Genomic DNA, 12,203 nt, shown 5'->3' with positions numbered 1-12,203 from the left:
TGCATACCCGGCGAGGGTGAACAGGTGCCCCAGGAATCGCAGCTCGAGCGTCGGCTCGCCGACGCCCTTGCCGATCGGCTGCGTGCCTTGCGGGCGGCGGCGGGGCTGACGCAGGAGCAGGTCGCCCACCGGGCGGGTATGAACCGCAACCACTACCAACTCCTCGAGTCCGGGCTGTCGGACCGGACAAAACGAACGCCCGCGAACCCCCGTCTTTCAACGCTGGTGGCCCTCTGCGACGTCTACGACACTTCTGTCCCTGCCTTTGTGATCGACATCTTCCAGAACCGTCCCGGTGGGATCACGATCGAGGTCCCCGAGCCGCATCGCTTGCACTGAGGGGCACTGCCGGACACCGTGTCCGGCCGGCACTGTGTGTCGCGAATCCCCTGGGGGCCGGAATCAACAAGCCACAACATCATGGGGTGCGGGACGCTGGGTTCACCGATCGCGAGGAGCGCACCATGCCCACCCCCGAGTACCCCGACCCCGTGTGGTTCGAACTCCCCGAGTCGGAGCGCGTGATCTACCTGAGCCCCGAAGAAGCGGACCAGCTCGAGGCCGTGCTCGACGAGGAGCCGCGCGTCATCCCCGAGCTCGCGGCGGCCATCCACAAGGTGCGTGAGTAGTTCCCGGACTTCGCTTCCGACCGCACCCTGCCCCACGATGAAGAGCCTGAAGGCTGAGGCCCGCTCAGCCTTCATTCGGGGGGCAGCACCGGCGGGCCTCGGCCCGATAGGTAAAGAATCGCGCCAGATTTTTACACGTCCGAGCCACGTGTCAAGGAGTTTTACCTATCCTCGCGACCCGCCACCGAGCCCTACCCCACCACCCGCAACCCGTGGTCGGTGGTGTTCAGCCCCCGGACGCCGTCGTCGGTCACGGTGACGATGTCCTCGATCCGCACGCCGAACTCCCCGGCCAGGTAGACGCCGGGCTCGACGGAGAAGCACATCCCCGGGACGAGCGGCTGCGTCTCCCCCTCGACCATGTACGGGGGTTCGTGGGTGGTGACGCCGATGCCGTGCCCGGTGCGGTGGAGGAACTGCGGCCCGTACCCGGCCTCGGTGATCACGGCACGCGCGGCCCGGTCGATGTCCTGGCACGCGACGCCCGGCCGGACGGCGTCGACCCCGGCCTGCTGGGCGGCGCGCACCACGTCGTGCACCTCCTGCTGCTTCGCGTTCGGCTCCCCGACGCTCACGGTGCGCGTGGTGTCGGACCCGTACCCGTACCGAAGCCCACCGAAGTCGAGGACCACCAGGTCGCCGTCGGCGATCACCCGCGAGCCCGCCTCGTGGTGCGGGTTTGCGCCGTTCGGTCCCGACCCGACGACCGTGAAGTCGACCTGCTCGTGCCCGAACTGCCGCAGCAGGTCGGCGAGGTCGGCCGCGACCTCTGTCTCCCGCCTCCCCGCGAATCGCATGTGAACGATCTCCTCGTACGCGCGGTCGGCGGCCGCCCCGGCGGCGGCCAGCCGGGCCAGCTCGTCCGGCCCCTTTACCGCACGCAGCATCGGCAGGCAGTCGGTCAGCGCCCGGTACGACGACGCTGGCAGAGCCGCCTGCAGCCCGAGCAGGTGCAGCGCCCACGCGGAGTCCGAGATGCCGTACCGTCCGGCCGGTCGTAGCAAGTCCGACGCCACCGCGTACGGGTCGCTGCCGTCTGCCCAGTCCGCGAAGGTCAGGGCCGGGGCACCCACTGCCGCCTCGGCGTCGCCCCGTTCGAGGCGCGGGACCAACAGCGTCGGGGGCGCGTCGGGCGTGAGCGCGAGCAACGTCAGCCCGCTCGGTGATCGCCGTGGGCTGGTACCCCGTGAGCCACACGAGGTCGGGGCCGGGCGTCACGAGGACGCCGACGAGCCCGGCGTCGAGCGCCTCCCGCAGCGCGCGCTCCTGGCGCGCGGCGAAGTCGTCGGCGGTGAACGGTGGCGGCGCTGCGTCGTCGGGCATGGTGACCTCCCTGCCCCAGCAAACCACCCCGACCCGAGCGTCACCCGCGGTGCGCGGTGAGGATCTCCTCGTTCAGCACCGGCCACAGGGAACCATGGACCTCGGACCGGAACGAGCGGGCACCCAGGAACGCGGCCACCAGGCCGGCGTCGGGATCCACCCAGACGAAGCTGCCCGACTGACCGAAGTGCCCGAAGGTCCCCGGCGAGTTCGAGTCCGCGGTCCAGTGCGGCGACTTGTGGTCCCGGATCTCGTAGCCGAGGCCCCAGTCGTTGTGGTCCTGACGCCCGAACCCGGGCAGGACCCCGCTCAGGCCGGGGAACGCGACGGTGCGGGCCGTCTCGCCGAGCTCCGCGGAGATCAGGGTGGGCGTGAGCATCTCGAGGCCGAGCGCGAGGACGTCGAGGGTCGAGCCGCTCGCGGCGTGCGCGGGGCTGCCCTCGACGACGACGCTCGTCATCTCGAGCGGCTCGAGCACGGCCTCCCGGGTCCACCGGGCGAACGGCATCCCCACCGCCTCGGCGACGTGCTCCCCCAGGACCTCGAAGCCCTGGTTGGAGTAGACCCTCCGCAGACCCGGACGCTGCAGCACGGCCCCGGCCTCGAACGGCAGGCCGGAGGCGTGTGCGAGCAAGTGCCGCACGGTGGAACCGTCGGGGCCGGCGGGGTCGTCGAGGGAGAGCTTGCCTCGGTCCACCGCCACCAGCACGGCCAGCGCCGTGAGCGGCTTGGTGACCGACTTCCACGCGAACACCTGCTCGACGTCCCCGTCGTCCGAGAGCACCTCGTGCGCAGAGGACACCGCCAACGCCACCGGGAAGTCGAACCGCTCGAGCGTCGCGTAGGAACCCATGGGTCCAGCCTGCCAGGTGCCCCGCACGGGAGCGCCCCACCGCCCTGTGCACAGCCCCTGGCCGGGCACCCGCGGCTCACGAGAGAATGACGGCGATGCCACCTCTGTCTGCGCGCGACGAGCTGGTCGCGCACCTTCGCACCCTGTCCCCCGACGCGCTCGCAGCACTCCTCGACGCGCGCAGTGATCTCTTGGGCGGCGCCGCGGTCCGCGACCTCGACGAGCTCGCCGACCGGGTCACCCACCCCGCCTCCGTCTCGGAGGTGCTGACGCACGCCCCGACGCCGCTCGTCCAGATCCTCCAGGTCCTCTCGGCGCTCGGAGCCGGCGCGACGACCGACCGTGCGGCGGAGCTGGTGGGAGCGCAGACGCCCGACGCCCGCGCCGCCGTCGAGGCCGCCGTGGACGGGCTCGTGGACCTCGCGATCGTGTGGCCGGTGGCCGGCGATCCGGGACGGTGGCGCGTGAACCCGGGTGTCGACGCGCTGCTCGTGTCGCCGCTGGGTCTCGGTGCACCCAGCCGGGTGCTGCTCGCCGACCTCACGGTCGCCCGCCTGCAGAAGCTCGTCGGGAAGGACGTCCGCAAGGTCAAGGCCGACCTCCTCGACGCGGCGGAGCGGCGCTTCGCCGACCCCGCCCAGGTCCGCCGCGTCCTCGCCGACGCGCCCGCGGGGGTGTTCGAGTCCCTCGTCGACGCCGTGACCCGGACCGCCGGCCCGGCCGCCGACGACGACCCCGACGACGATCCGATGGCGTACTTCCCGTCGTACGTGAGCGACCCGGCGGCCGCCCGGCGCCACGGGCAGGCCGCGCGCTGGGCTGCGGACGCGGGGCTCGCCGTCGAGCAGGAGACGTGGGGCTACGGCTTCAGCACGGTCGCCCTGCCTGCAGAGGTCTCACTGGCGCTGCAGCCGCCCGGGTACCGGGCGCCGTTCGACCCGGAACCGCCGCCCGTGCCGACGGCCGCCGTCGCACCCGTCCAGGTGCGCGGCGCCGCTTCTGCCGCGCTCACGGCGTTCCTCGCGGTCGTCGTCGCGGTCCTCGAGTCGGCGTCGCGGCGCCCGTTCGCGGTGCTCCGGTCGAGCGGCGGCATCGGGGCGCGCGAGCTCGGGCGGGTCGCGAAAGCGCTCAAGGTGGAACCCGTCGAGGTGCGGTTCGCGCTCGAGCTGGCCGCGCCGCTCCGCCTCCTCGACAGGGTGGCCGACGGGCTGACCGTCTCCGACGCGTTCTCCCGCTGGCGGGCCCGCAGCCTCCAGGACCGCGCGGCCGACCTACTCCTGACGTGGCTGCAGCTCCCCTACGAGCCGAGCGTCGACCGGCTCGACGACGGCGGCGTGCGGCCGGTCCTCCTGGCGGCGGGGTCCGCCGCAGTCGTCGACGCGCGGAGCGCTACCCTCGCCGCGCTCGCCGCCTTCCCCGACGACGTCGCCCTGGTGTCCGCGGACGACGTCGCCGCGCGCCTGGCCTGGCAGGCACCGTTGGTCGGCGACGTCGAGGGCCGCGTCCGGACGGTTCTGCGCGAGGCCGAGCGAGTCGGGGTCGTCGCGCTCGGCGCGCTCGCACCGATCGGGAGAGCGTGGTTCACCGACGAACGTGCCTGGCGCGACGCGGTGGCCGACGCGATCCCCGACGAGCAGCGCACGGTCCTCTTCGGGTCGGACCTCACGGCCGTCGTCACGGGCTCACCCGCGCCGGACGTCGTCGACCTGCTCGACGACATCGGCACCCGCGAGAGTCACGGGACGGCGAGCACGTGGCGGTTCACGGAGGTCAGCCTGCGCGACGCACTCGACCGCGGCTACGGCGTCGAGGGCATGCTGGTTCGGCTGCGCGCCCTCAGCGACAAGCCCCTCCCCCAGCCGCTCGAGTACCTGCTGCGGGACCTGGGCCGACGCTACGGGAGGCTGCGCATCGGCGCGGCGAGAACCGTGCTCACCAGCGACGACGAGACCCTCGTCGCCGAGGTCGCCGCCCACCGGTCGCTCGCGCGGCTCGGCCTGCGCCTCGTCGCACCGACCGTCCTGGTGGGGTCGGCCGAGCCGGCGCCCGTGCTGGCCGCGCTCCGCAAAGCGGGCTACCTGCCCATGGAGGTCGACGACGACGGCGAGCAGGTCCTCCGTCTGGCCCGCGTCCCGGCAGCGCCGGACGTACCGGAGGAGGTCGACGCCGAGCTCGCGACGATCACCGACGAGGCGGTGCGCGCACTGCTGGGCACCCACCACGCCGCCGGGCGCACGGCGGAGCTTCCCGGAGACGCCGCCCGACGGCTGCTTGCGGGCGACGCGCCCGTCGACACCGACGAGGTCGCCGCGACGACCGACCGCATCGTGCTCGCCGCACCCCGGATCACCCGGGCCGAGGCGCGTCAGCTCGCGCATGCGGTCGTGCACGGGACCGAGGTGGTCATCCGCTACCGGGCGTCGTCGGGCGGGGTCACCCTGCGGACGGTGAGCGACCTCGAGGTCGTCGGGAACTCGCTGTACGGGTACTGCCACCTGCGCCACGACGACCGGAACTTCAACCTCGCCGGCGTCCTCGAGGTGCGCGCGCCCTGAGCCGCCCTCAGGCCGAGGCCCGCGCCCCCAACCGCGCGGCGACGAGCTCGACGAGCTGCACGGCGTTGAGGGCCGCACCCTTGCGCAGGTTGTCGTTGGACACGAAGAGCACGAGCCCGCGCCCGTCGGGCACGGACTGGTCGCGGCGGATCCGCCCGACGAACGACGGGTCCTTGCCTGCCGCCTCGAGGGGCGTCGGGACGTCGGCGAGCGCGACGCCGGGCGCACCGTCGAGCAGCTCACGCGCCTCCGCGGGAGCGATCGGACGCGCGAACTCCGCGTGGATCGCGAGCGAGTGCCCCGTGAACACGGGCACACGGACGCAGGTCCCGGCGACGGGCAGGTTCGGCAGCCCGAGGATCTTGCGGGACTCGTTGCGGAGCTTCTTCTCCTCGTCGGTCTCGCCCTCGCCGTCGTCGACGATCGACCCGGCGAGCGGGATGACGTCGAACGCGATGGGCGCGACGAACTTCTCCGGCGCGGGCAGCGTCACGGCGGACCCGTCGTGCACGAGCCCGACGACGTCCTGCCCCTCGGCGGCGGCGAGCTGCGAGCGCAGCTCCTCGACGGCGGCGAGCCCGCCCCCGGACACGGCCTGGTATGTCGCGATGACGAGCCGCTCGAGGCCTGCGGCCCGCGCGAGCGGCGCCAGCACGGGCATCGCGGCCATCGTGGTGCAGTTCGGGTTCGCGACGATGCCCTTGCGGGCCTCCCCGAGCGCGTCGGGGTTGACCTCGGACACGACGAGCGGCACGTCGGGGTCCATGCGCCACGCGGACGAGTTGTCGATGACGACCGCACCGGCCTCGGCGAACCGCGGCGCGTGCTCCTTCGCCGTCCCGCCGCCCGCGGAGAACACCGCGATGTCGATGCCGCGCAGGTCCTCGGTGGCGGTGTCGGGCGTCGACTCGACGACGACGTCCTCGCCCTTCCACGGCAGCGTCGTCCCCGCGGAGCGCGGGGAGGCGAAGTAGCGGATCTTCGCGATGGGGAGGTCTCGCTCGTCGAGCAGGCGGCGCATCACGCCGCCCACCTGCCCGGTCGCGCCGACGACGGCGACGGTCAGTCCGTCTGCGAGGTTCGGGTTGCTCATGGCTCGGGTTCCGTTCGGGTGCTGGTCTTGGAGGTAACGGGCAGGGACGCCTGCGCCTTCCCGCCTTCCCCCCCGAAGTAGACGTCCGCGCCGTCTACCTCGCGAGGTATACCGGCGGCCGTACTACTTCGCGAGGTATACCGGCGGCCGTACTACTTCGGCGCGTGCGGGACTGGAGTCTCGGGGAGAGGAGGAGTCAGCGGCCGGTGCCGCCGTAGACGACGGCCTCGGAGTCCGCGGCGTCCAGGTCGAAGGCGGAGTGCACGGCGCGCACGGCGTCGTCGAGGTCGTCAGCGCGCGTCACCACGGAGATGCGGATCTCGGACGTCGAGATCATCTCGATGTTGATGCCCGTGTCGCGCAGCGCCCCGAAGAGCTTCGCGGAGACGCCGGGGTGCGACTTCATGCCGGCGCCGACGAGCGACAGCTTGCCGATCTGGTCGTCGTACTGGAGCGAGTCGAACCCGATCTCGCTCTGGATCGCGGTGAGCGCCGTCATCGCCACGGTCCCGTCGCCCTCGGGGAGCGTGAACGAGATGTCGGTGAGGCCGGTCCGGGCCACGGACACGTTCTGGACGATCATGTCGATGTTCGCGCCGGAGCCCGCGACGACCTCGAAGATTCGGGCCGCGGTGCCGGGGACGTCGGGCACACCGACGACGGTGATCTTGGCCTCGGAACGGTCGTGCGCGACGCCGGAGATGATCGGGGCTTCCATGACGAGCTCCTCGGGTGCTTCAGGGTCCGTGGGGTCCAGGGTGGCGGCGGCGACCAGCCCGTAGGCGTCGGCGCTGACGAACGTGCCGTCCTTCGCGGAGAACGACGACCGCACGTGGATGGGCACGCCGTACCGGCGCCCGTACTCGACGCTGCGCAGCGCGAGGACCTTCGCGCCGGACGCCGCGAGCTCGAGCATCTCCTCGTACGTGATGCGGCTGATCTTCCGGGCCGCGGGGACGATGCGGGGGTCGGCGGTGAACACACCGTCGACGTCGGTGTAGATCTCGCAGACGTCGGCGTCGAGGCCGGCCGCGAGCGCCACGGCGGTCGTGTCGGAGCCGCCGCGGCCGAGCGTCGTGACGTCGTTGGTCGACTCGGTGACGCCCTGGAACCCGGCGACGATCGCGACCTGGCCGCGCTCGACGGTCTCCCGGATGCGGTGCGGGACGACGTCGACGATCCGCGCCTTGCCGTGCACGGCGTCGGTGATGACGCCGGCCTGCTGGCCGGTGAACGACTTGGCCTTGACCCCGAGGTTGTTGATCGCCATCGCGAGGAGGGACATCGAGATCCGCTCGCCGGCGGTCAGGAGGATGTCGAGCTCGCGCTGCGGGGGGAGGGGGGTGACCTGCTGGGCGAGGTCGAGGAGCTCGTCCGTCGTGTCGCCCATGGCCGAGACCACGACGACCACGTCGTTCCCGGCTCTCCGGGTCGCTGCGATGCGCTTCGCGACCCTCTTGATTCCTTCGGCGTCCGCCACGGACGAACCGCCGTACTTCTGCACGACAAGTGCCACTGTCTGCTCCGATGTCGCCGACCTCCGTCTCTTTCAACGGCCCGCCGGGGCGTGTGATGCGTGAAGCAGTCTACCGGGCGCCGTCGGGAGCTCGCCGGGATCGTCCGCTCAGCGGTCGCCCCAGTCGACGACCCGCAGCCCGTCGACGCGCGAGAACTCCCGCACGTTCCCCGTCACCAGCACCGCCGCGACCGACCTCGCATGCCCCGCGATGAGGACGTCGTAGCCGCCGATGGGCGTTCCCGCGGCGGTGAGCGCGCCACGGATCTCCCCCGCGTGCGCGGCCGCTGCGGCGTCGAACGGCAGGACCTCGAGGAACGCCAGGAACTCCTCCACGGCCGCGCGGTTCGACGACGGAGCGCTCGACCGGGCTGCGCCGAAGTGAAGCTCGGCGACGGTCACGGCGGAGACGGTGAGCGCGTCGCCGTGCTCGGAGAACCGCTCCAACATGAGGGGCGATCGCGAACGGAGCACGTCGATGACGACGTCGGTGTCGAGGACGAACAGCTGCCGCGCCGTCACCAGGCGCGTTCCTGGGCCTCGGGCTGGTCGCGGTGCGACATGAAGTCCGTCGAGACCTCGAGCCCGTGGGCGAACCAGAACTCCCACCGCCGCCGCGCCGGGACGATAACGCGCGCGTCGCCGACGGCCACGATCTCGACCTCGCGCACGTCGTCGGGCAGCGCGACATCCTTGGGCAGCCTCACCGCCTGGGTGCGGTTGCTGTGGAACACCGTGGTCGTCACCATGACGCCTCCCGGGATCGAGTGGGATATACGTCAAGGATATACGTGCGTTCGAGACCGAGTCGAGGAGCAAGACGCTCCTCAGCCCACGACGGCAACCGTCGCTCCGGCCGCGACCAGCAGCACCACGTACCCACCCGCGTGCACGGCGTCGGGGATCCGCGGCGGACGGCGGCGGAGCAGCACGACGACGGGCAGCGACCCGGCGAGCAGCGCCACCGCGGAGCGGACGTCGACCCCGCCGACTAGCCCGTTCGCGGCCGGGCTCGCGCCGCGTGCCAGGAGCGCGACGACGAGCGCGGGCACCGCGAGGGCGGCGGTGAGCGGGTTCGCGAGGGCTGCGGCGACCGGCATGGGTGCCCCGGCACGGCGCATCAGGGGCACGGTCATGACGCTGCCACCGACCCCGAGGAACGCCGACACCGTGCCGATCGGGAGACCGAGCGCCGTCGGCAGCCCAGTCGCCCTACCGGGCAGCGCCATCCTCCCGGCCACGGCGGGACGGAGGAAACCGGGCCGTACGACCAGGTCGACCACCGTCGCACCGACGTAGAGCACGAAGCCCCACCGCAGGAGCGCGTCGGGCGCGAACCGCCCGGCGAGGGCACCCGCCGCCCCGCCGACCGCCAGCAGTGCGAGCAGGGCGTGACGCCCGCGGAGCCGGTCGAGCACGTCACGCCGCGTCGCGGCCGTCGCCACCAGCGCGTTGACGACCATCACGAGCGCCGACGACGCCGCAGCGACCCGGACCGCGTCACCGCCGAGCCCGGCGTCGACCACCGTGATGACCGGCACGGTCACGAAGCCGCCCCCGAAGCCGAAGAGGACGGTGGCGAGGCCGACAGCGAACCCGACGAGGAGGAGGACGAGGAGCAGCACCCTCCGAGTTCACCGGACCGAGGTACCGGCGGGCAATCACATGTACGCCAGCTTCTGTCGAGTTCCGGCCACTACGGTGGTGTGCGTGCACAACGTCTCGCTCGACGCCCTCGACCACCTCCCGGTCGACGTCCTGCCGATCGGCACGGACTACCCGCCCGACTTCCTGCTGGCCCGACACGCCCACCGTCGCGCCCAGCTCCTCTACGGCGCGAGCGGCGTCATGCAGGTCGAGACGGACGACGGTTCGTGGACCGTCCCCACCAACCGCGGCGTCCTCGTCCCCCCGCAGGTCGGCCACGAGGTCCGGATGCTCGGCGTCTCCACGTGGAGCCTCTACATCGAGCCGGCGGCGGCGCGGTGGTGGCCGACGACCTGCACCGTGATCGAGGTCGCCCCTCTGCTGCGCGAGCTCCTGCGCGCCGCGAACGACCTCGAGGCGGACTACGACCCGACCGGACGCGACGGCGCCGTCGTCGACCTCGCGCTCGAGGAGCTGCGTCGGGCGAACCCGCTGCCGCTCGCGGTCGCGCTGCCGCGCCACGAGCCGTTCCGCTCCCTGTGCCGCGCGTATCTCGCGGAGCCGGACCTCGCCGTCACCAACGCGACCTGGGCACGTGCCGCGGCCATGAGCGAGCGCAGCTTCGACCGCCGCTTCCGGGACGCGACCGGCACCAGCCCGGCCGGCTGGCGCGCACGGGCGCGGTTGCTCGCCGCCCTCCCTCTCCTGCGCTCGCGCTCCGTGACGGAGGTCGCTTCGCGGCTGGGCTACGCCTCGCCGTCGGCGTTCACCGCCGCGTTCACGCGTGCGCTCGGCGTCCCGCCGTCCCGCTTCACCTGAGCGCCGCGCGGCTCAGCCGTGCAGCACGTCCCACCCGAGCTTGCAGATCAGCGTCCCCACGACGACGACGAACACCACGCGCACGAACGCGCTCCCCTTCGCGACCGCGGCCCTCGCCCCCAGGTACCCGCCGCACAGGTTGGCGACGCCCACCATGAGCCCGAGCCCCCACACGACCGCCCCGTACGGCACGAAGAAGAGCAGCGCGCCGAGGTTGGTCGCGAAGTTGACGATCTTCGCGATCGCCGACGCCGGCAGGAACGCGTACCCCAGCACGCTCACGCAGGCGAGGACGAGGAACGTCCCGGTCCCGGGCCCGAGGAGCCCGTCGTAGGCGCCGATCACGAGCCCGATCCCCGCAGCAGCCCAGTGGTGCCCGTTGCCCGACCACCGCAGCTCGGTGTGCGTCCCGAGCCTCGGCCTCGCGAGCGTGTACGCCAGCACGGCGACGAGCACCACGAGGATCACCGGCTTGAACGCGGACGCGGGGATGTGCGACGCGAGCGCCGCTCCCCCGAACGCGCCGACGAGCGCGGTCGCGGCCATGGGCGCCGCGGTCCGCAGGTCCGGCCCGACGCGCCGGTAGTACGTCACGGCCGACACGGACGTCCCCATGATCGCGGCGAGCTTGTTGGTCGCGAGCGCCTGCACCGGGCTGATCCCGGGCACGAGCAGCAGGACCGGGAGCTGGACGAGCCCGCCGCCCCCGACGACGGCGTCGACCCAGCCGGCGACGAACCCGCCTGCCACGACGAGCACGATCGTCCACGTGTCGAGGTCGAGCCCCCCGACGGTCACAGCGGCGCCGTCACGACACGTCGGCCCAGAACGCCGACCACGCCTCGGCCGTCGCGGCGGGCTGGTCCGCCTGAGCGCTGTGGCCGCCACCGGGCACGACGGTGTAGCGGGCGCCGATCCGCTCGGCCATGTCGCGCTGCCACGCGATCGGCCAGGCGTCGTCCGTCTCCCCGTGGACGACGTGCACGGGGATGCCCCGGGCCAGGGTCGCCGCAGCGAGCTCGTCAGTCAGGTCGGGGACGGACCTGAGGGTCAGCAGCCCGACCTCGAGACCGGGCAGCGCCGCGTCCGCGAGGCGGGCGGTGAGGAAACGCGTGGCCGGGTCGAGCTGGTCGAGCCCCTGCCCGACGGCGGCCCGCGCGATCTTCACCTGGCCGTGCAGCTCGGCGAGAACCTGCTCCGGGCTCGTGGGGCGGCCGTCGGGCAGTGCATCCGTGAGCGCCCAGCCGCGCGGACCGGAGCAGAACATCGTGTAGCTGGCGAAGGGGGCCGCGTCGGCGAGCATCGCGGCGCGCGTGACGATCCCGCCGTAGCTGTGGCCGAGCAGGTGGAGCGGCAGCCCCGGCGCGAGCTCATCCCTGATGAGGGCGGCGACGTCGAGCACGTCCTGTCCCTCGAGCTCGACGGCGTAGTCCTCGCGTCCGCCGAGCATGACCGAGTCGGGCTGCCCGCGCCGTGAGTACGTGACGACCAGCCAGCCGGCGTCGGCGAGCGGCCGCATGACCGGCAGGAAGTCCTCCTTGGACCCCGTGAAGCCGGGCACCAGCAGCGCGGCACCGCGGGCCGGACCGTCGGGCGCCGCGACGAGGGCGGTCAGGCGGCCGACGGGGACGTCCAGCCCGACGACGTCCACGCCGGCGGGCACGGGAAGGCCCCCGTAGGGCGCGACGCGGGGCAGGTCGGCCAGGCGGGCGGCGAGGGAGGCGGGGTCGGTGACGGCGTCGTCGAGGCTCACCCACGGAAGCCTAGG

The 12,203-nt window shown here is 73.0% G+C and carries 13 protein-coding genes; 4 read left to right on the top strand and 9 right to left on the bottom strand.

The genetic code is table 11. The annotated features are described in order from the left end of the window. Positions 1–24 precede the first annotated feature (24 nt). Together KDY119_RS02155 and KDY119_RS02150 are read left to right on the top strand one after the other, a co-directional pair. Positions 25–339, top strand: coding sequence for a helix-turn-helix domain-containing protein (locus KDY119_RS02155; protein WP_083891221.1), 315 nt, complete (start codon positions 25–27; stop codon positions 337–339). A 125-nt stretch (positions 340–464) separates the two neighbouring features. Next, positions 465–629: a hypothetical protein gene (locus KDY119_RS02150; protein WP_153021862.1), complete on the top strand. Its 165-nt coding sequence runs from the start codon at positions 465–467 to the stop codon at positions 627–629. A gap of 191 nt (positions 630–820) precedes the next feature. Here KDY119_RS02150 and KDY119_RS02145 read toward each other — a convergent pair whose 3' ends face one another. Both KDY119_RS02145 and KDY119_RS02140 read right to left on the bottom strand, forming a co-directional pair. Further along, complete coding sequence (locus tag KDY119_RS02145) at positions 821–1,777, bottom strand: M24 family metallopeptidase (protein ID WP_227994477.1); 957 nt, start codon at positions 1,775–1,777, stop codon at positions 821–823. Positions 1,778–1,992: 215 nt separating this feature from the next. Continuing rightward, positions 1,993–2,805, bottom strand: a complete 813-nt coding sequence (locus tag KDY119_RS02140; RefSeq protein WP_036954634.1) for a serine hydrolase domain-containing protein — start codon at positions 2,803–2,805, stop codon at positions 1,993–1,995. Between the two features lie 95 nt (positions 2,806–2,900). Between KDY119_RS02140 and KDY119_RS02135 the strand changes: the two genes are divergently transcribed. Then, positions 2,901–5,360, top strand: a complete 2,460-nt coding sequence (locus KDY119_RS02135) for a helicase-associated domain-containing protein (protein WP_148284317.1) — start codon at positions 2,901–2,903, stop codon at positions 5,358–5,360. 7 nt (positions 5,361–5,367) lie between these two features. Here KDY119_RS02135 and KDY119_RS02130 read toward each other — a convergent pair whose 3' ends face one another. The 5 genes from KDY119_RS02130 to KDY119_RS02110 all read right to left on the bottom strand — a co-directional run bounded on the left by KDY119_RS02130 (position 5,368) and on the right by KDY119_RS02110 (position 9,594). Continuing rightward, complete coding sequence (locus KDY119_RS02130; protein WP_153021861.1) at positions 5,368–6,453, bottom strand: aspartate-semialdehyde dehydrogenase; 1,086 nt, start codon at positions 6,451–6,453, stop codon at positions 5,368–5,370. A 196-nt stretch (positions 6,454–6,649) separates the two neighbouring features. Beyond that, the gene (locus KDY119_RS02125; protein WP_153021860.1) at positions 6,650–7,969 is read right to left on the bottom strand and encodes an aspartate kinase; all 1,320 of its coding nucleotides are present in this window, start codon (positions 7,967–7,969) and stop codon (positions 6,650–6,652) included. A gap of 108 nt (positions 7,970–8,077) precedes the next feature. Continuing rightward, on the bottom strand, positions 8,078–8,491 hold the full coding sequence (locus KDY119_RS02120) for a PIN domain-containing protein (protein WP_227994476.1): 414 nt from the start codon (positions 8,489–8,491) through the stop codon (positions 8,078–8,080). Further along, positions 8,488–8,718, bottom strand: coding sequence for a type II toxin-antitoxin system VapB family antitoxin (gene vapB, locus KDY119_RS02115; RefSeq protein ID WP_036954629.1), 231 nt, complete (start codon positions 8,716–8,718; stop codon positions 8,488–8,490). Before vapB ends, KDY119_RS02120 begins: the two co-directional genes overlap by 4 nt. 78 nt (positions 8,719–8,796) lie before the next feature. Beyond that, a complete protein-coding gene (locus tag KDY119_RS02110; protein ID WP_036954626.1) occupies positions 8,797–9,594 on the bottom strand; it encodes a sulfite exporter TauE/SafE family protein in 798 nt (265 codons plus the stop codon). Between the two features lie 85 nt (positions 9,595–9,679). Between KDY119_RS02110 and KDY119_RS02105 the strand changes: the two genes are divergently transcribed. After that, positions 9,680–10,435 carry an AraC family transcriptional regulator gene (locus KDY119_RS02105; RefSeq protein WP_153021859.1) on the top strand — a complete coding sequence of 252 codons (756 nt, stop codon included), beginning with the start codon at positions 9,680–9,682 and terminating at the stop codon, positions 10,433–10,435. A gap of 12 nt (positions 10,436–10,447) precedes the next feature. On the opposite strand, the gene KDY119_RS02100 is transcribed toward KDY119_RS02105, so the two are convergent. After that, entirely contained in the window at positions 10,448–11,233 is a 786-nt protein-coding gene (locus KDY119_RS02100) for a sulfite exporter TauE/SafE family protein (RefSeq protein WP_036954623.1), read from the bottom strand. Between the two features lie 10 nt (positions 11,234–11,243). Beyond that, entirely contained in the window at positions 11,244–12,188 is a 945-nt protein-coding gene (locus tag KDY119_RS02095; protein ID WP_227994475.1) for an alpha/beta fold hydrolase, read from the bottom strand. Positions 12,189–12,203: the final 15 nt, after the last annotated feature.

It is taken from the genome of Luteimicrobium xylanilyticum (assembly GCF_009429125.1).
Taxonomy (GTDB): Bacteria; Actinomycetota; Actinomycetes; order Actinomycetales; family Cellulomonadaceae; genus Luteimicrobium; species Luteimicrobium xylanilyticum.
The sequence above is the reverse complement of the archived record's forward strand: the minus strand, read 5'-3'. Positions and strand labels throughout refer to the sequence as shown.